16 protein-coding genes are annotated in these 19,026 nt (G+C 70.8%); 2 read left to right on the top strand and 14 right to left on the bottom strand.

Going from position 1 to position 19,026, the window contains the following annotated elements:
* Positions 1-434 precede the first annotated feature (434 nt).
* From ACIPYW_RS11595 to otsA, 14 genes are all read right to left on the bottom strand, one after another.
* A complete protein-coding gene (locus tag ACIPYW_RS11595; protein WP_400413566.1) occupies positions 435-1,205 on the bottom strand; it encodes a fumarylacetoacetate hydrolase family protein in 771 nt (256 codons plus the stop codon).
* Between the two features lie 30 nt (positions 1,206-1,235).
* Positions 1,236-2,345 carry a branched-chain amino acid aminotransferase gene (locus ACIPYW_RS11590; protein ID WP_400413563.1) on the bottom strand — a complete coding sequence of 370 codons (1,110 nt, stop codon included), beginning with the start codon at positions 2,343-2,345 and terminating at the stop codon, positions 1,236-1,238.
* Between the two features lie 13 nt (positions 2,346-2,358).
* A complete protein-coding gene (locus ACIPYW_RS11585) occupies positions 2,359-3,426 on the bottom strand; it encodes a 3-isopropylmalate dehydrogenase (protein ID WP_400413561.1) in 1,068 nt (355 codons plus the stop codon).
* A 13-nt stretch (positions 3,427-3,439) separates the two neighbouring features.
* Positions 3,440-5,029, bottom strand: coding sequence for a phosphoglycerate dehydrogenase (serA, locus tag ACIPYW_RS11580; protein ID WP_400413559.1), 1,590 nt, complete (start codon positions 5,027-5,029; stop codon positions 3,440-3,442).
* 161 nt (positions 5,030-5,190) lie between these two features.
* Positions 5,191-5,571 (bottom strand): hypothetical protein, encoded by a 381-nt coding sequence (locus ACIPYW_RS11575; protein ID WP_400413556.1) that lies wholly within the window; start codon positions 5,569-5,571, stop codon positions 5,191-5,193.
* The gene (locus ACIPYW_RS11570) at positions 5,568-5,993 is read right to left on the bottom strand and encodes a hypothetical protein (protein ID WP_400413553.1); all 426 of its coding nucleotides are present in this window, start codon (positions 5,991-5,993) and stop codon (positions 5,568-5,570) included. The genes ACIPYW_RS11575 and ACIPYW_RS11570 overlap by 4 nt, the downstream gene beginning before the upstream one ends.
* An 82-nt stretch (positions 5,994-6,075) precedes the next feature.
* A complete protein-coding gene (locus tag ACIPYW_RS11565) occupies positions 6,076-7,266 on the bottom strand; it encodes a mannitol-1-phosphate 5-dehydrogenase (protein ID WP_290131399.1) in 1,191 nt (396 codons plus the stop codon).
* 231 nt (positions 7,267-7,497) lie between these two features.
* Positions 7,498-8,523, bottom strand: a complete 1,026-nt coding sequence (ilvC, locus tag ACIPYW_RS11560) for a ketol-acid reductoisomerase (RefSeq protein WP_096897982.1) — start codon at positions 8,521-8,523, stop codon at positions 7,498-7,500.
* Between the two features lie 46 nt (positions 8,524-8,569).
* Positions 8,570-9,070, bottom strand: coding sequence for an acetolactate synthase small subunit (ilvN, locus tag ACIPYW_RS11555; RefSeq protein ID WP_079236388.1), 501 nt, complete (start codon positions 9,068-9,070; stop codon positions 8,570-8,572).
* Positions 9,067-10,890 carry an acetolactate synthase large subunit gene (locus ACIPYW_RS11550; RefSeq protein ID WP_400413548.1) on the bottom strand — a complete coding sequence of 608 codons (1,824 nt, stop codon included), beginning with the start codon at positions 10,888-10,890 and terminating at the stop codon, positions 9,067-9,069. The genes ilvN and ACIPYW_RS11550 overlap by 4 nt, the downstream gene beginning before the upstream one ends.
* Positions 10,891-10,936: 46 nt before the next feature.
* Positions 10,937-12,631 (bottom strand): dihydroxy-acid dehydratase, encoded by a 1,695-nt coding sequence (ilvD, locus tag ACIPYW_RS11545; protein ID WP_058725538.1) that lies wholly within the window; start codon positions 12,629-12,631, stop codon positions 10,937-10,939.
* Between the two features lie 9 nt (positions 12,632-12,640).
* Positions 12,641-12,802, bottom strand: coding sequence for a hypothetical protein (locus ACIPYW_RS11540; protein WP_400413545.1), 162 nt, complete (start codon positions 12,800-12,802; stop codon positions 12,641-12,643).
* A gap of 14 nt (positions 12,803-12,816) precedes the next feature.
* Positions 12,817-13,605 carry a trehalose-phosphatase gene (otsB, locus tag ACIPYW_RS11535; RefSeq protein WP_400413543.1) on the bottom strand — a complete coding sequence of 263 codons (789 nt, stop codon included), beginning with the start codon at positions 13,603-13,605 and terminating at the stop codon, positions 12,817-12,819.
* Complete coding sequence (gene otsA, locus ACIPYW_RS11530; RefSeq protein WP_400413540.1) at positions 13,598-15,190, bottom strand: alpha,alpha-trehalose-phosphate synthase (UDP-forming); 1,593 nt, start codon at positions 15,188-15,190, stop codon at positions 13,598-13,600. Before otsA ends, otsB begins: the two co-directional genes overlap by 8 nt.
* A 198-nt stretch (positions 15,191-15,388) precedes the next feature.
* Between otsA and ACIPYW_RS11525 the strand changes: the two genes are divergently transcribed.
* Both ACIPYW_RS11525 and ACIPYW_RS11520 read left to right on the top strand, forming a co-directional pair.
* Positions 15,389-17,980: a hypothetical protein gene (locus ACIPYW_RS11525; protein ID WP_400413537.1), complete on the top strand. Its 2,592-nt coding sequence runs from the start codon at positions 15,389-15,391 to the stop codon at positions 17,978-17,980.
* A 67-nt stretch (positions 17,981-18,047) separates the two neighbouring features.
* On the top strand, positions 18,048-19,019 hold the full coding sequence (locus ACIPYW_RS11520; RefSeq protein ID WP_400413535.1) for a magnesium transporter CorA family protein: 972 nt from the start codon (positions 18,048-18,050) through the stop codon (positions 19,017-19,019).
* Positions 19,020-19,026 lie beyond the last annotated feature (7 nt).

Below are 19,026 nucleotides of genomic sequence, written 5' to 3'. Positions count from 1 at the left end.
TTGTCTCCGAACCGAGCAAGCTCGGCCACGGGGTCAATAAATTGGCATTGACAATGTGCACGCTGTTGAGTTCTCAAGGACCAGACGCACTCCCCACTCCACCCCGAACACGAGGCTTCGCCAGAGAGGCAGTTCCTTCCATACCGAAGAGCTCACCTGGCGGTGGGACTTCATCGGGGTGGTGTTGCTGCGAGCGGGACCCCGTCCGGACTGCATCTCCAGGTCTTCGACCCGGTGACCGTCTCGGCCGTTCCGTTCTCCGCCTCAGCGGCAACGAGTGATTACTTTACACACACCCCGGGAGCCCCGCCAACCGCTGCCCATCCCGGGCGTGTCGCGCCGCCGTCCGAGCGGACCCGCTGCGGACACATCGGCGCGGAGACGGCGAACGGCCCGCTCCCTAGTGCAGGGAACGGGCCGTCGGGCGGAGCTGGTCAGTGCTTCGCGATGACCGGGTTCGTGAGGGAACCCAGGCCGGAGATCGTCACCTCGACGACCTCGCCGTCGCGGATCTCCCCGACACCGGCCGGGGTGCCCGTGAGGATGACGTCACCGGGGAGGAGCGTCCAGATCGACGAGACGAACTCGACGAGCGTCGGGATGTCGTGGATCATCTCGCTCGTCGAGGCCGCCTGGCGCAGCTCGCCGTCCACGCGGGTCTCGAGACGGATGTCCGACGGGTCGATCTCCGTCTCGATCGCGGGCCCGAGCGGGCAGAAGGTGTCGAAGCCCTTCGCTCGGGTCCACTGACCGTCGCGGGCCTGGAGGTCTCGGGCGGTCACGTCGTTCGCGATCGTGTAGCCGAGGACCACGCTGGCGAAGTCCTCACGACGCACGTTCTTCGCGAGCGAACCGATCACGATCGCGAGCTCGCCCTCGTGGTCGACGCGGCCGACACCGGCGGGCAGGCGGATCGGGTCGTCGGGGCCGATCACGGTCGTGTTCGGCTTGAGGAACACCACGGGGTCGTCCCCCGAGCGTTCGTCCATCTCCGACGCGTGCTCGGCGTAGTTGAGCCCGACGCCGATCACTTTCGACCGAGGGATCACCGGGGCGAGCAGCTTCGCCTCCTTCAGGGGCACCCGCTCCCCCGTGGTCTCGAACCCCTGGTACATCGGGTCCCCCGCGAGCACGACGAGGTCGCGCTCGTCGAGGATGCCGTAGCGGGGGTCCTCACCCTTGCTGCTGAACCGTGCGATCTTCACCGTTCGACCCTACCGACGCCCGCGCCGCGATCAGGACGCGTCGGTCAGCTTGGTCATCCACCCGTGGGGGTCGGGACGACGGCCGTACTGGATGTCCGTGAGTTCCTGGCGGAGCGACATCGTCAGTTCGCCGGCACCCTCGGTCGGCGAACCGATCGTGAAGCCGTCGCCGCGGAGCTCGGCGATCGGGGTCACCACGGCGGCGGTCCCGCACGCGAAGGCCTCGGTGATCGAGCCGTCGGCCACCCCGTCGCGCCACTCGTCGAGGGTCACGCGACGACGCTCGACGCGGAGCCCGCGGTCCTCGGCGAGCTGCAGGATCGAGTCTCGCGTGATGCCCTCGAGGATCGAGTCGGAGTCCGGCGTCACGAGGGTGCCGTCGGACCGCACGAGGACGACGTTCATGCCGCCGAGTTCCTCGAGGTACTTGCCCTCCTGCGAGTCGAGGAACATGACCTGCTGGCAGCCGTGCTCGTAGGCCTCCTGCTGGGGCAGGAGTGACGACGCGTAGTTGCCGCCGGTCTTCGCGGCGCCGGTTCCGCCCTTGCCGGCACGGGCGTAGGTGGTCGACAGCCAGATCGACACGGGCTTCGGTCCCGAGGTGAAGTACGCGCCGGCCGGGCTCGCGATGCAGTGGTAGTCCACCGCCTGCGCGGCCCGCACGCCGAGGAACGACTCGGTCGCGATCATGAACGGCCGCAGGTACAGGCTCGTCTCCGGTGCTGACGGCACCCAGTCGACGTCGGTCTGCACGAGCTGTCGGATCGACTCGACGAACACGTCGACCGGGAGCTCCGGCAGCGCCAGACGCACGGCCGAGCGCTGGAACCGACGGGCGTTCGCGTCCGGTCGGAAGCTCCACACCGACCCGTCCGCGTGCCGGTAGGCCTTGAGCCCCTCGAAGATCTCCTGCGCGTAGTGCAGGACGCTCGCGCTCGGGTCGAGGGTGAGCGGACCGTACGGGTGGATCGACGCGTCGTGCCAGCCACCCTCGAGCGTCCAGCTGACGGTGGCCATGTGGTCGGTGAAGTGCTTGCCGAAGCCCGGGTCCGCGAGGATCGCCTCACGCTCGGCGGCGGCGCGTCGCTCGGGCGACGGGGTGGTGGAGAACTCGAGCCCGAAGGCGGTGTCGGTCGACATGGGGTGACTCCTGTCAGGCGGTGGTGGTGCGTGCCGTGACCGCGGCGGCGACGGCGTCGCCGACCTCGGCCGTGCGACGCTGCGTGGTGCCCCGGTCCGCGAGGTCCGCCTCGACCGCCCGGGTGACCGCCGACGCGAGGTCGCTGCGACCGAGGTGGTCGAGCAGCAGGGCGACGGAGAGGATGGCGGCCGTGGGATCGGCCTTCTGCTGACCCGCGATGTCCGGCGCGGAACCGTGGACCGGCTCGAACATGCTGGGGAAGGTGCCGTCCGGGTTGATGTTGCCCGAGGCCGCCAGACCGATGCCGCCGCTGATCGCGCCGGCCAGGTCGGTGATGATGTCGCCGAAGAGGTTGTCGGTGACGATGACGTCGAACCTAGCAGGGTCCTGCACCATGTGGATGGTGACGGCGTCGACGTGCTGGTAGTCGACCGCGACGTCCGGGTACTCCGCGCCGACCGCCGCGACGGTGCGCTGCCAGAGCGCACCCGCGTTGACGAGCACGTTGCTCTTGTGCACGAGCGTGAGGTGCTTCCGCGGCCGCCGGTCGGCGAGGTCGAACGCGTACCGGACGACCCGCTCGACGCCGTGCGCCGTGTTCAGCGACACCTCGGTGGCGATCTCGTGGGGCGTACCGACGCGGATCGCACCGCCGTTGCCCACGTACGGACCCTCCGTCCCCTCGCGCACCACCACGAAGTCGACGTCCCCGGGTGACGACAACGGGGTCGTCACGCTCGGGTACACGACGGTGGGCCGGAGGTTCACGTAGTGGTCGAACGCGAAGCGGAGCTTCAGCAGCAGACCACGCTCGATGATGCCCCCGGCGAGCCGCGGGTCGCGCGGATCACCGCCGACCGCACCGAGCAGGATCGCGTCGTGCGTCGCGATCGCCGCGAGGTCGTCCTCGGTGAGGATGTCGCCGGTCGCGAGGAACCGGTCGGCGCCGAGCGCGAACGCGGTCTCCTCGACCACGAGGTCGTCCGGCAGGACGGCGTGCAGGACCTTCAACGCCTCGTCGACGACCTCGGGTCCGATGCCGTCCCCGCGGACGACGGCGAGCTTCACGGTCTGCGTCATCTGCCGGACTCCCCTACAGCGTGATGTCGATCTCGCGGAGCGAGGTCGCGTCGATGGTGGAGCGGACGTGCTCGAGGATCTCGGCGGGGACCGGCGAGTCGACCGTCAGCACGCTGAGCGCCTGGCCGCCGGCTGCCTCGCGCGAGATCTGCATCGCGGCGATGTTGATGCCGGCGTCGCCGAACTCCTTGCCGTACACCGCGACGATGCCGGGACGGTCGACGTACTCCATGACGACGTGGTGCCGGTCGAGCGGCACCTCGACGTCGTGCCCGTTGATCTCGACGAGCTTCTCGACCTGCTTCGGGCCGGTGAGCGTGCCCGAGACGCTGATCGCCGGCCCGTCGGACTGGGCACCGCGGATCGTGAGCACGTTGCGGTACTCGGGGCTGTCGGCGTCGGTGATGAGCCGGACCGAGACGCCGCGCTGCTCCGCGATGAGCGGGGCGTTGACGTACGACACCTGGTCGCTGACGACGTCGGTGAACACGCCCTTGAGCGCAGCGAGCTTGAGCACGCTGACGTCGTACCCGGCGAGCTCGCCGTGGACCTCGACGTCGATGCTCGTCACCGGGGAGGTCGCGAGCGCGGTGAAGACCTGGCCGAGCTTCTCGACGAGCGGGATGCCCGGGCGGACGTAGGGGTCGATGACGCCACCGGCGACGTTGACCGCGTCCGGCACGAGCTCCCCGCCGAGCGCGAGGCGGACCGACTTCGCGACCGAGACGCCCGCCTTCTCCTGGGCTTCGTCGGTCGAGGCGCCGAGGTGCGGCGTCACGACCACGTTCGGGAGCGACGTCAGTGCGTCGTCCTGCGGCGGCTCGGACACGAAGACGTCGAGACCGGCGCCCGCTATCGTGCCGGCGGTGAGGGCACGTCGCAGCGCGTCCTCGTCGATGAGCCCGCCACGGGCGACGTTCACGACGAAGGCGGTCGGCTTCATGAGCGCGAACTGCTCGTCGGAGATCATGCCGAGGGTCTCGGGGGTCTTCGGCATGTGGATCGTGGTGAAGTCCGCGCGACGGAGCAGGTCCTCGAGGGAGACGAGCTCGACCCCGAGCTGCTGGGCGCGGGCGGTGGTCACGTACGGGTCGTACGCGATGACCGATACGCCGAACGCCTGCAGGCGCTGCGTGATGAGCGCACCGATGCGGCCGAGGCCGATGATGCCCACCGTCTTCTCGTACAGCTCGACGCCCGTGTAGGCCGAGCGCTTCCAGGCACCGCCCGCGAGTGACGCGTGCGCGGCCGGGATGTGCCGCGCGAGCGACAGGATGTGTCCGACGGTGAGCTCCGCGGCGGAGATGATGTTCGACGTCGGCGCGTTGACGACCATCACGCCGGCGGTCGTCGCCGCCTTGATGTCGACGTTGTCGAGACCGACACCCGCGCGGGCGACGACCTGCAGGTTCGGGGCGGCGGCGATCGCCTCGGCGTCGACCTTGGTGGCGGACCGCACCAGGATCGCGTTCGCGTCGGCGAGGGCGGACAGGAGCGCTGGGCGGTCGGTGCCGTCCACGTTCCGGACGTCGAAGTCGGGCCCGAGGGCGTCGACGGTGGCGGGCGAGAGTTCTTCGGCGATCAGGACGACCGGCTTCGGCACGACTGCTGTTTCCTCACACGAGACGGGCGGTATCCCACCATGCTATCGACGCGAGCGGATGGTTACGACCGCGGGTCCGCCCTGGTGGCGACCGGACGACGGACGGGAGGCACGGCGCGCGTCGCGAGCCGTGCCTCCCGTCCGGTGGTGGGCGGGGTCCGTCAGGACCCGATGACCGTCGTCGACGTGACGTACTGCAGGAGGGTGAACCAGAGCGCGCTCACCGCGCAGAGCGCGGTCAGGAACACGACCACCGTGCGGAGCGGCGGCATGCGACGGGACACGACGAGCGCGACGACGAAGCCGACCGGGGCGATCGCGACGTCGAGCACGAGCGCCGCCCACGGCACCGAGCTCTGGAGCGCGGTCGCCCCGTTCTTCGCGAGGAACTCGTTGTTCTGCAGGATCGGCGTCGAGACACCGACGAAGTTGCCCACCGCCTGCCACGTCACGTACGCGAGCAGGAGCGCTGCGACGACCCAGATCGCGATGCGCCAGGGCGCCAGCACGGGTGTGGGAGCGGGCGCGGTGTCGGCGGTCACCCGAAGCTCCTCGTGAGGATGAACGGCCACGGGATGAGCACGACCGCCCCGACCAGGAGCCACACGAACTTCGTGCGGTTCCTGGCGGACTGGCCGAGCCACAGCGTCGCGACGAACCAGAGGGCCGGGGCGACGATCGCGAGGGCACGCATGACCTCGGACGCCGGGTCGGCGACCGCGAGCACGCTGGCACTGATCAGCCACGCGACCGTGTAGAGCAGGTAGAGGCCGCCCAGGACGCCGAAGCCGATGAGGGGGCCGGAGCCCATCGGGCCCTCGTCGTCACGGGAGCGGCGCTCCTTGACGGCCACCGGGTTGTGGGCGGCGTCGACGTGCGTCGCGTCGTCCGCGTCGCCCCAGCGCAGCGCGTCGTCGTCCTCGTGGTCGACCGAGCCGTCCGGAGGTGATGCTGCCGTGGTCATGCCACCGATTCTACGAGGCGTCGAGGGCCGAGCTCGCCCATGCCCGGTCGTCCGGGCACCGGCACGGGCACGTCGCCCGGCGTCAGACGTCGGCCGACTCGGTCTCGAGCACGGCCGCGACGACGTCGCGCACCGCGGGGAAGAGCGGGTGGCTCTCCATCAGGCCGGTGAGGATCTCGGTCAGCGCGTGCGCGGTCGCGCCCGAGCGCAGCAGCGCGTGGAGCTCGATCGACTCCGGGTCGTCCTGGTCGTCGAACGCCAGCGCCGCGCGGATCGCTCCGAGCAGGTGGTCGACGGGGAGGCCGCGCTCGGCGAGCTGGGCCGCGGGACCGACGAAGCGTTCCCGCCGCCCGAGCTTGCGGAGCGGGTTCCGTCCGACGCGGACCGTGGTGTCGGGGAGGTGCGGGTTCGCGATGCGCGACAGGTTCGCGGCGACGTAGCGGGCGTGCTCCGCGGGGTCGAACCCGTGCTTCGCGATGAGCAGTGCGGTGGTCTCGGCGAGCACGCCGTCGACCTCGGCGCGGACCTCACGGTCCTCGAGGGCTTCGCGGATGAGGCGGATGCCGCGGGTGTAGCCGTGGTAGGCGGCCGTCGCGTGCGCGGTGTTCACCGTGTAGAGCTTGCGCTCGACGAACGGCTGGAGGTCCTCGACCCAGGTCACGCCGTCGATCACCGGCGGTTCGGTGTCCGAGGCGTCGAACGGGGTCCGCTCGATGACCCACTCGTAGAAGGGCTCGAGCACGACGTCGAGGCCGCCGGACTGCCCGAGGACGCCGGACTGGTCGGGGACGATGCGGTCGATCGCGCAGTTCGCGAACACGGCTGCGACGTCACGGTCCTCGAGCACGGGGGCCCGTCGGATGCTGGCGTGGAGGGAGTCCGTCGCGTTGAAGGCGTTCTCGCACGCGACGATCGTGACGTCGCCGCGGTCGGTGCCGCGGGCGGCGAGGCCCTCGGCGATGACGGGGGCGACGAGCGGCAGGGTGCGGGCGCCGACCGCGGTGGTGACGACGTCGGCCTCGGCGATCGCCTGCACGACGCGTTCGCGGTCGGACTTGCTGTTCAGGGCGCGGAACCCGTAGACGAGGTGCTCGACCGGCATCTCGCCGACCTCGTGCACCACGAAGCGGCCGGCTTCGTTGAGGGCGGAGACGACGCGTTCGTCGACGTCGACGAAGGTGAGCTCGTAGCCGCTCGCCACGAGGAACTGGCCCACGAAGCCTCGCCCGATCTTGCCGGCGCCGATGTGGACCGCTCGTCTCGTCACCGCCATCGGACGATCATCCCATGCCGATCGGTACGGTGCTGACCACCGTCGGTCGCGGTCGACGACGACCGTCGGCGAACGACCGACGGCCGGGCCGTGTCGAGCACGGCGGCCCCGCGGACGCGCCGATCGCCGGCGCCGGGGGTGGTGAAGAGCTGCTGCATAACGTTCGGGTCACATCGAGAGGCGGCGGTGCACGGTGCACCGCCGCCTCGTCGTCGAGTGGTGTTGCGAAGACTACCGCGCGGCCGAGCCGTCCACGTAGTCGGCGTCGTTCGACTTCCACGCGAAGAGCGCACGGAGCTCACGACCCGTGGCCTCGATCGGGTGGCCCTCGCCCTTGGCGCGCAGGGCCTTGAACTCCGGTGCGCCGGCGTCCTGGTCCTCGATGAAGCGCTTGGCGAAGGTGCCGTCCTGGATGTCCTTGAGGACGGCCTTCATGTTCTCCTTGACCTCGGGCGAGATCACGCGCGGGCCGGAGACGTAGTCGCCGAACTCGGCGGTGTCGGAGATGGACCAGCGCTGCTTCGTGAGGCCGCCCTCCCAGATGAGGTCGACGATGAGCTTCAGCTCGTGCAGGACCTCGAAGTAGGCGATCTGCGGCTGGTAGCCCGCCTCGGTCAGGGTCTCGAAGCCGTACTGGATGAGCTGCGAGGTGCCACCGCAGAGGACGGCCTGCTCGCCGAAGAGGTCGGTCTCGGTCTCCTCGGTGAAGGTCGTCTTGATGCCGCCGGAGCGCAAGCCACCGATGGCCTTCGAGTAGCTCCACGCGAGGTCCCAGGCGGAACCGGACGCGTCGACCTCGACGGCGACGATCACCGGAACGCCGCGGCCGGCCTCGTACTCGCGGCGGACCGTGTGCCCGGGGCCCTTCGGCGCGACGAGCGACACGTCGACGCCCTCCGGCGCCTCGATGTAGCCGTAGCGGATGTTGAAGCCGTGGCCGAAGACGAGCGTGGCGCCGTCCTTGAGGTTCGGCTTGATGTCCTCGGCGTAGACGATGCGCTGCACCTGGTCGGGCGCGAGGATGACGACGACGTCGGCCCAGGCGGTCGCGTCGGCCGGGGTGAGGACCTCGAAGCCGGCCTCTTCGGCTTTCTGGCGGCTCTTCGAGCCCTCCTTGAGGCCGATCTTCACCTCGACACCGCTGTCGCGGAGGTTGAGGGCGTGGGCGTGGCCCTGCGAGCCGTAGCCGATGACGGCGACCTTCTTGCCCTGGATGAGCGTCAGGTCGGCGTCGGCGTCGTACACGATGTCAGTCACGAGGGTGTGTCTCCTTGGTTCTGGTGGTCTGTGGGGGCCGACGGGGTCAGCGCACCCGGTCGGTGATGCTCTTCGGTCCGCGGCCCATGCCGAGCAGGCCGGCGCGGGCGAGCTCCTTGATGCCGTAGGGCTCGAGCACGCGGAGGATGGCCTGGATCTTGCCGGGGTCGCCCGTGACCTCGACGACGAGCGAGTCGGTCGCCACGTCGACGACCTGCGCACGGAAGAGGTTCACGGCCTCGAGCACGGCCGAGCGGGTCTGGTTGTCGACACGGACCTTCACGAGCATGTGCTCGCGCTGGACCGACTGCGAGAAGTCGAGCTCGACGATCTTGATGACGTTGACGAGCTTGTTCAGCTGCTTCGTCACCTGCTCGAGCGGCAGGTCCTCGACGTCCACCACGACGGTGATGCGGGACAGCCCCTCGACCTCGGTGTTCCCCACCGCGAGCGACTCGATGTTGAAGCCGCGGCGGGCGAACAGGCCGGCGACGCGCGTCAGCAGACCCGGCTTGTCCTCGACGAGCAGGGAGAGGACGTGGCTCATGCGGGGTCTCCGGTCATGTCGGCGTCCTCGACGTCCCAGCTGGGCGCGTGGTCGCGGGCGTACTCGATCGAGGAGTTGCCGACGCCCTGCGGGACCATCGGCCAGACCATCGAGTCGCGGCTCACGACGAAGTCGATCACCACGGGGCGGTCGTTCGTCTCCAGCGCGAGCGTGATGGCGTCGTCGACCTGGTCGGCGCGCTCGACACGGATGCCGAGGGCACCGTAGGCGTCGGCGAGCTTCACGAAGTCGGGGACCCGTCGGCTCTGGTGCCCGGTCTCGAGGTCGGTGAAGGAGTGCCGGCCGTCGTAGAACAGCGTCTGCCACTGCCGCACCATGCCGAGGGACGAGTTGTTGATCACCGCGACCTTGATCGGGATGTCGTTGATGACACAGGTGGCGAGCTCCTGGTTCGTCATCTGGAAGCACCCGTCGCCGTCGATCGCCCAGACCACACGGTCCGGCTCGGCGACCTTCGCGCCCATGGCCGCGGGGACGGAGTAGCCCATCGTGCCGGCGCCGCCCGAGTTCAGCCACGCGTGCGGACGCTCGTACTGGATGAACTGCGCGGACCACATCTGGTGCTGTCCGACGCCCGAGGCGTAGATCGCCTCGGGACCGGTCAGTTCGCCGATGCGACGGATGATCGCCTGCGGTGCCAGGAGGCCGTCGGTCGGCTCCGCGTACCCGAGCGGGAAGTCCTTCCGGAGCTGCTCGAGCTTCGTCCACCAGGCGGACGTGTCCGCACGGTCGGCGGCGGGGATGCCGCCCCATGCGTCGAGGAGGTCGGCCAGCACCTCCTTCGCGTCGCCCACGATCGGGACGTCGGCGAAGCGGATCTTCGAGATCTCGGCGGGGTCGATGTCGACGTGCACGACCTTGGCGTGCGGCGCGAACTCGTCGGCCTTGCCGGTCACGCGGTCGTCGAACCGGGCGCCGAGGGCGATGATGAGGTCGCTGTCCTGCAGGCCGAGCACCGCCGGGACGGTGCCGTGCATGCCGGGCATGCCGAGGTGCTGCGGGTGCGAGTCCGGGAACGCGCCGCGGGCCATGAGCGTCGTGACGACCGGCGCACCGGTGGCCTCGGCGAACGCCTTGAGCTCGGCGGTGGCGCCGGAGCGGACGACCCCGCCACCGACGTACAGCACCGGACGCTCGGACTCGGCGAGCAGCTGCGCGGCGGCCGCGATCTGCTTGCCGTGCGCCTTCGTCACGGGGCGGTACCCGGGCAGGTCGATCTTGGGCGGCCACACGTAGGGCGCCGACTTCTGCTGCGCGTCCTTCGTGATGTCGACGAGCACCGGACCCGGGCGACCGGTCGTGGCGATCTGGTACGCCGCAGCGAGGGTCGCCGGGACGTCGGCGGGGTCGGTGACGAGGAACGAGTGCTTCGTGATCGGCATCGTGATGCCGACGATGTCGGCTTCCTGGAAGGCGTCGGTGCCCATCAGGGTCGAGAACACCTGGCCGGTGATCGCGATGAAGGGCACCGAGTCCATGTAGGCGTCGGCGATGGCGGTGACGAGGTTCGTCGCGCCGGGGCCGGACGTCGCGATGGCGACGCCGACCCTGCCCGACGCCGAGGCGTAGCCCTCGGCGGCGTGGCCGGCGCCCTGCTCGTGCCGGACGAGGACGTGGCGGATCGTCGTGGACGCCATGAGCTCGTCGTAGAAGGGGATGATGGCGCCACCGGGCAGGCCGAAGACGTCGGTGATCCCGAGGTGCTCGAGCGTCCGGAGGACGGCTCCCGAGCCGGTCAGGACCTCCGGCGTCCGGCGTGCACCGGCGGCCGCGGACAGCGGAGTGGCTTCCGTGGGCATGAGGTGTTCCTTGCCTGGAGGGATGGCGGTGGTGCGGGTGTCGACGCTAGCCCGTGACCGCGCCCTTGGCGGCGGACTGGACGAGCTTCGCGAACTTCGCGAGGACTCCGCGGGTGTAACGCGGGGGCAGCGGGGCCCAGCCTTCTCGGCGGGCCTCCAGCTCGGCGTCGTCGACCAGTAGGTCGAGCGAGCGAGCCGCGATGTCGACACGGATGCGGTCGCCATCGCGCACGAATGCGACTGGACCTGCGTCCACCGCTTCCGGTGCGATGTGGCCGATGCACAGGCCGGTTGTGCCGCCTGAGAATCGTCCGTCCGTCAACAGTAGTACATCCTTGCCGAGGCCAGCGCCCTTGATGGCGGCGGTGATCGCCAGCATCTCGCGCATGCCCGGGCCGCCCTTGGGTCCCTCGTAGCGGATGACGACGACGTCGCCCTTCTGGATGCGCCCCTCGGTCAGGGCGTCCATCGCGGCACGCTCGCGGTCGAACACGCGGGCCGGACCCTCGAACACGGCGGCGTCGAACCCGGCGGTCTTCACGACGGCACCCTCGGGGGCGAACGAGCCCTGGAGGATCGTCAGGCCGCCGGTGGCGTGGATCGGCTGGTCGAGCGGGCGGAAGACCTTGCCGTCGACCGCCGGCGGGTCGATCTCGGCGAGGTTCTCGGCCATGGTCTTGCCCGTGACGGTCATGACGTCACCGTGCAGCAGCCCAGCGTCGAGGAGCGCCTTCATGACGACGGGGATGCCGCCGTTCTTGTCGACGTCGTTCATGACGTACTGGCCGAACGGCTTCATGTCCGCGATGTGCGGGACCTTCGAACCGATGCGGTTGAAGTCGTCGAGGGTCAGCTCGACCTCGGCTTCGTGCGCGATGGCGAGGAGGTGCAGCACGACGTTGGTCGAGCCCCCGAGTGCCATCGCGACGGCGATCGCGTTCTCGAAGGCCTCCTTCGTGAGGATCTGGCGCGCCGTGATGCCCTTGCGGAGCATGTTCACGACGGCCTCACCGGAGCGGTGCGCGTAGTAGTCGCGGCGACGGTCGGCCGACGGCGGGGCGGCGGACCCCGGGAGCGACATGCCGAGGGCCTCGGCCACCGACGCCATGGTGTTGGCGGTGTACATGCCGCCGCAGGCACCCTCGCCCGGGACGATCGCGCACTCGATCTCCTTGAGCTCGGCCTCGGTGATCTTGCCGGCCTTGCACGCACCGACGCCCTCGAAGGAGTCGATGATCGTGACCTCCTTGAAGGAGCCGTCGGCCTGCTTCACGTAGCCCGGCATGACCGAGCCCGCGTAGAGGAAGACGCTGGCGAGGTCGAGGCGCGCGGCGGCCATGAGCATGCCGGGGAGCGACTTGTCGCAGCCGGCGAGCAGCACGGTGCCGTCGAGGCGCTCGGCCATCACGACGGTCTCGACGCTGTCCGCGATGACCTCGCGCGAGACGAGGGAGAAGTGCATGCCCTCGTGGCCCATCGAGATGCCGTCGGAGACGGAGACGGTGCCGAACTGCAGCGGGTACCCGCCCCCGGAGTGGACGCCTTCCTTGGCGCCCTGGGCGAGGCGGTCGAGGGACAGGTTGCAGGGGGTGATCTCGTTCCAGGAGGACGCGATCCCGATCTGCGGCTTCTCCCAGTCCTCGTCGCCCATCCCGACGGCCCGGAGCATCCCACGCGAGGTGGTGGCTTCGATCCCGTCGGTGACGACCCGGCTGCGCGGCTTCACGTCGATGTCAGGCATGTGGTGAGTCTAGGCGCAGTTGGGATACCAGCCGAGCAACAACATGCGTCCGCATGGTATCCGGTGCGCCGGCCGGGAGGCACGGTGCGGGTCCGTCGTGCCGGTCTCGTCGGTCAGGCCGGTCGCGTCGGCCAGGCCGGTCGCGTCGGCCAGGCCGGTCGCGTCAGCCACGCCCGTCCCGACGATCAGGCCGGTCGCGTCGCCCGTGCCCTCGCCAGCTGCTTCAGGACGTCGGTGAGGGCGGCCGGGTCGGCGACCCGGTAGCGGGCGAGCGTGTCGCCCTCCCCCACCTTCACACCGACGTCGCCGTCGCGGAGCACCCGGAAGCCGTCCTCGTCGGTGACGTCGTCGCCCGCGAAGAACACGGCGTCCGCACCGCGCAGTTCACGAAGCCGGTCGATCGCGTCGCCCTTGGTGACGTGGCGGACGGCGAACTCGAGGATGTCCTTGCCGCCGCGCTCGAGCACGGCGTCGTCGACCTCGTGGGCGACCCGGCTGGCCTCGGCGTCGGCAGCCGCCGCGGTCTCGGCGTCGACAGCACGGGTGTGGACGCCGACCCCGGCGGGCTTGTGCTCGATCCGCACGCCCGGGTAGCGCGTCGCCACCTCGTCGATCGCCGCGCCGAGCCGTTGCACGCGCGCGGACTCGTCGTCGGTGAGGGCGTCCTCGTCGTGGCCGTCGACGCGCCACTCGACGCCGTGCGACCCCACGAGCGCCATGCTCTCGGGGGCGTGCGTGACGCGGGCGAGGCCGTCGAGCGAGCGACCGGACACCAGCACCACCTCGGTGTCGCGGGCCCGCTGGAGGGTCAGCACGGCCGCCCAGGAGCCGGGGAGCGCACCGACCTGCGCCGGGTCGTCCGCGAACGGGGCGAGGGTGCCGTCGAAGTCGAGGGCGACGATCAGTCGCGGCGCAGCCGCGAGCGTCTCGAGGGCCGACGACAGGGCGGACGGATCGGTGACGGTGTCAGGCACCACGGGCCTCCCGGGTGTCCTCGGCCGCACGCGCGGTCTGGGCGTCCTGGTCGAAGATCGACGTCGTGTCCTGGAGCTCGTCGACGTGCTCGTCACCGGGGTCGGCGGCGGCCGGGTCGAGCTTCGCGCGACTCGGCGCGTGGCGGTCGAGCGCCTCGAGGAAGGAGCGCGACCAGCGCGCCACGTCGTTCTCGCGGACGCGCTTGCGGAGCGCGCGCATGCGCGTCGAGCGCTCGCGACGCGGCATCTCGATGGCGCGCTGGATCGAGTCCTTGAGCGCACCGATGTCGTGCGGGTTCACGATCACGGCCTGCTTCAGCTCGTCGGCGGCGCCGGTGAACTCGGAGAGGATGAGGACCCCGTCGTTGTCGAAGCGCGTGGCGATGTACTCCTTCGCGACGAGGTTCATGCCGTCACGGAGTGCGGTGACGAGCATGACGTCCGCGGCGAGGTAGAGCGCCACCATCTCCTCACGCGGGTACCCGTGGTGCAGGTACGCGATCGGCTGGTGCCCGATGACGCCGAGGTCGCCGTTGATGCGACCGACGGTCAGCTCGATCTCGTCGCGCAGTGCGGCGTACGTGTCGACGCGCTCGCGGCTCGGGCTCGCGACCTGGACGAGGGTGGCGTCCTCCACCGCGACGCGGCCGTCCTCGACGAGTTCGCCGAACGCCTTGATGCGGTGCCGGATGCCCTTGGTGTAGTCGAGCCGGTCGACCCCGAGCAGCACGGTCTTCGGGTTGCCGAGGCTCGCGCGGATCTCGCGGGCGCGCTCCTGGACCTCGGGCCGGTGCGCGATCTCCTCGAACCCGGCGGCGTCGATCGAGATCGGGAAGTGCCGCGCCTCGACGTGGCGGACGGTGATCCCCTTGCGGCTCCGCGGCGCGGCCGGGTCGTCGACCGGGACGTCGATGGTCGAGCCCTTCGTCGTGTAGCCCTTGATGTGCCGGACCGCGCGGAGGAAGTCGCTCGCGTCGTCGTGCCGCTGGAAGCCGATGACGTCCGCGCCGAGCAGGCCGTCGAGGATCTGCGCGCGCCACGGCAGCTGGGCGTAGATGCCCACCGGCGGGAACGGGATGTGGTTGAAGAAGCCGATCGTCAGGTCGGGCCGGAGCTCGCGGAGGAGCGCCGGGACGAGCTGCAGCTGGTAGTCCTGCACCCACACCACGCCGTCCTGCTCGACGATCTCGGCGATCTGGTCGGCGAAGCGCTGGTTCACCCGCTTGTACGCGTTCCACCAGTCGCGGTGGTAGCTCGGGTGCTCGATGACGTCGTGGTAGAGCGGCCAGAGGGTGTCGTTGCTGAAGCCCTCGTAGTACTCCTCGACGTCGTCGGTGCTGAGGGGCACGGGGACGATGTGGATGCCGTCGTTGTCGAAGGGGTCGACCTCGACGTCGGGCTGTCCGACCCAGCCGACCCAGGCGCCGTCGTTCGCGCGCATGACCGGCTCCAGCGCGGTCACGAGGCCGCCGGGCGAGTGCCGCCAGCCCTCGTTGCCGTCCTCGTCGACGACGCGGTCCACCGGGAGGCGGTTCGACGCGACGACGAAGGCGTAGCGGGAGGGATCGGTGTCGTCAGCAGCCATGGGGTGGTGGTGTCTCCGTTCGACCGGGTCGGTGCACACGGGTCGTGGTGCACGTGGACGATGCCGAAGTTACCAGCGGGACGCCAGCAGATTCACGGGACCTCGGCAGGATGGATATGATGCTCCCTCGTGTCGGGGGGACACGAGGTGCCCACAGGGGTGGCGCCGGCCTCCCGGTCGGAAAGGACACCACCTATCGTGAGCGAGCACCCACCCGTTCCCCCGCAGCCGCCGCAGCAGCAGCCCGCTGCCGCACCGGCGCCGACCCCGGCGCCGGCACCGTCTGACGGCTTCGACCGCCTCCTCCGCACGGTGCCCGGACGGGACTGGCTCGCCGCCGTGCTCGGCGCGGTCGGGGGCTGGGTCGCTGCCTACGTGGTCGCCGTGGTCTCGCTCCTGCTCACCGTCGCGGTCGCCGCAGCGGGCGGGTCCGGCGGCGGGTCGTCCGACCTCGGTCCGTCGAGCGGCATCGGCGGCGGCTCGGGCTCGGGAGTCCCCGACGTGCAGTCCCTCCTGTCCGGCGTCAGCGTCATCCTCGGCGCCCCCGCGCAGCTCGTCGTGCTCGCCGACCTCGGTCGACTCCACGGCTCCGGGTCGATCGGCCTGCTCGGCTCCGGCTCCGGCTCGATCGGCGTCGTCCCGGCGGTCGTGCTCGCCGCGCAGGTCGTGCTCGCCGTCGTGCTGACGCGGCGCATCCGCTCGCGCGTGGCCGCCCTGCCGCAGCTGCTGCTCACGAGCGTCGTCAGCGGCCTGGTGCTCGTCGCGCTGACGACCCTGACCGGGCTCGTCCTGGCGATCCGGTTCCCGGAGGTGGACGGCGCGACCATCGAGCCCGTGCACGGTGTCGGGCTCGGCAGCGTGCTCGGTTCCTTCCTCATCGGTGCCCTCTGCGCGCTGCTCGCCCGTCCGGCGCTGCTCGTCCGCGGCAACGTCGTCGTCGGCCGCGTCCTCGGCACGGTGCGGGTCGCCACCTCGCAACTCGTCGTCCTCGTCGTCGTCGTGTCCGTCGTGGTCGTGGTCGTGGCGTTCGTCGCCCAGCCGTCGTGGGGCGCCGCGCTCCCGCTGCTCGTCGGCAACGCCGGCGTCGCCCTGACCGCGCTCGGGTTCCTCGGTGGGATCGGCAGCGGCGGCCTCGGCCCCGTGAACAGCACGGCGACCGTGTTCGGCGGTGCCGGCGGGTGGACCTGGCTCGTCGTGCTGCTCGTGCTCGTCACCGCGTTCGCCGCCGGCCTGGCCCTCGCCGTCCGTCGGAACGACCGGGCCCGCAGCACGCTCGACTGGGTCGTGACGCCGGTCGTCTGGGCCCTCGGCGGCCTGGTGCTCCTCGTCCTCGGCACGCTCGTCGTGTCCTACCGCGTCAGCGGCGCGAGCACCGTCGGCGGCTCCGGCTCGGTCGGCATCGCTCCGTGGACGCCCGTCGTGTTCCTGCTCTGGGGCGCGGCGATCGAGGTCGTCGCCCGGTACGTCGCGCCGGTGCTGCTCCCCCGCCTCGGCGGCGGGGCGCTCCTGCGCACGGCGAAGCTCGTCGGGACCGACCCGCAGCCCGCACCGGCGTGGGCCGTGCCCGCGGCCGGCGCGGCCGGCACGGCCGGCACTCCCGGCGCGGCCGTCGCCGGTGCGCCGGTCGTCGGTCAGCCGGTCGTCGGTCAGCCGGCCGCCGCGCCGACCGCGCCCGCCACGGACCAGTACGGCACCGAGGCACCCGCCGAGCACACGCCCGTCGACGGCGCGTGGGCCCAGGCGCCCGGCGTCGGCGCCCCCGGCGCCGGTGCGCCCGGCGCCGTCGGCCCGCAGCCGTTCATCGGCGGCCAGGCGCCCGCCCCGACCCCGCTGTCGCCGAAGGCCCGCAAGGTGCTCGTCCGCTCGCTCGTCGCCGCCGGCGTCGTCGTGGTGGTCGTCGTCGCCGGTGCCGTCACCACGGGGGTCCTCCGATCGAACGTGTGGGGTCCGGCCCCGACCGCCCGGAGTTACGTCGAGGCCATCGCCCGCGGTGACGCCGACGCCGCGTCCCGGATGACCGAGGCGCCGTCGAACGCCTCCATGCTCGACGCCGCCGTCCTGAAGAGCGCCGAGGACCGTCCGACGAACGTCCGCATCGGCCGGGTGTCGACCTCGGGTGACACCGCGTACGCGACCGTCCGCTACCAGCAGGGCGGCTCGGACCGCTCCGGTGACATCACGCTGGAGCGCACCGGCACCTCGTTCCTCGTGAAGGACGAGTGGCGTGTCACGAAGCCGCTCGCCGACCGTGTGTCGATCTCGGCGAGCGACGTGCTCGAGGGTGCGGACGTGACCGTCGGCGGGAAGAAGGTCGGCGCGATCGAGAACGGCGCGTTCGAGTCGCTCGCCTACCCCGGTAGCTACGAGGTCGAGGTCGGCGGGACGAAGTACTTCACCGGTGGCACGAAGACCGTGAAGGTCGGCGCCTCCGCTGCCCCGTACGTGTCCTTCCAGCCCACGGCGACGAAGGCGCTCGAGCGCGATGCCGAACAGTACGTCTCGGACCTCATCGACACCTGCGCCGAGAAGACCGACATCGGCTACGGCGACGGTTGCCCCTGGTACGGCCCGTACGACGCCGACGGCTCGGTGCAGTACACGGTGAAGTCGAAGCCCGAGCTGACGGTCGAGTCCTCCGGCAGCGGCTACGTCGAGGTGAAGAGCACGAAGGACGGCCAGATCGCCTACTCGTACAAGGACTTCTTCGGCGACGCCAAGAAGGGCGACGACAGCTTCGACGTCGACACCTACCTGAAGGTCGAGGACGGCAAGCTCGTCTCCGCGTACTGAGCACACGCACACCACGGCGGCGGCCGGTCCGGGAGTCCCGGGCCGGCCGTCGCCGTACGCTGGGCTGATGGTCATGACGAGGGCGTGGCGGAACGGCACCGCAGCGGAACGCGACTTCCCGGTGGAGCGGGTCTCCGACCTCGTCGCCGAACCCGGCACGTTCGTGTGGGTGGACCACACCGACCCCCGGCCGGAGGACCTCGCCGACCTCGAAGAGGAGCTGGGCGTCCACGCCCTCGCCGTCGAGGACGCCCTCGAGGGCGGGCAGCGGCCGAAGCTCGACCGGTACCGCGAGAGCCTGTTCCTCGTGGTCTACGACGTCAGCGGCCGCACCGACGCCGGCGAACTCGTCAGCCACGAGGTGAAGGCCTTCGTGACGAAGCGGGCACTCATCACCATCCACGGCGCCGACGTCGACCTCCGCGACGTCGAGCACCGCCTCGACGCCAACGCCGACATCGCCGACCACGGCGTACCGTGGCTCATGTGGGCACTGCTCGACACCGTGGTCGACCACGCCTCGGACGTCGTCGAGGACCTCGACCAGGCGGTCAGCGCACTCGAGGACGACCTGTTCGAACACGGCAGCAGCCGCGAACGCCAGATCCAGCGGCGGTCGTTCGTGCTCCGGAAGCAGCTCGGGGTGCTCCGCCGGCTCGTCGTGCCGACACGCGACAGCGTCACGTCGATCCTCCACGGCGACGCGGAGCTCGTGGTCGACGGCATCCGGCCCTACTTCCGGGACGTCCAGGACCACCTCGTGACGATCGCCGACTCCGTGGAACAGCTGCGCGAAGCGGTCGGCAGCGTGCTCGACACGAACCTCGGCATCGCGTCGAACCACCAGAACGTCGTCATGAAGAAGGTCACCGGCTGGGCCGCGATCATCGCGATCCCGACGGCCATCACGGGGTTCTTCGGGCAGAACGTGAAGTTCCCTGGCGAGAGCGCGTGGAGCGGCCTCTACGCCTCGGTCGGGCTGATCATCGCGTCCTCGCTCGTGCTCTACCGCGTCTTCAAGAGCAAGGACTGGCTGTAGGTCGGCG

This window comes from Curtobacterium sp. NPDC089689 (assembly GCF_044749145.1).
Classification (GTDB): domain Bacteria; phylum Actinomycetota; class Actinomycetes; order Actinomycetales; family Microbacteriaceae; genus Curtobacterium.
The sequence above is the reverse complement of the archived record's forward strand: the minus strand, read 5'-3'. Positions and strand labels throughout refer to the sequence as shown.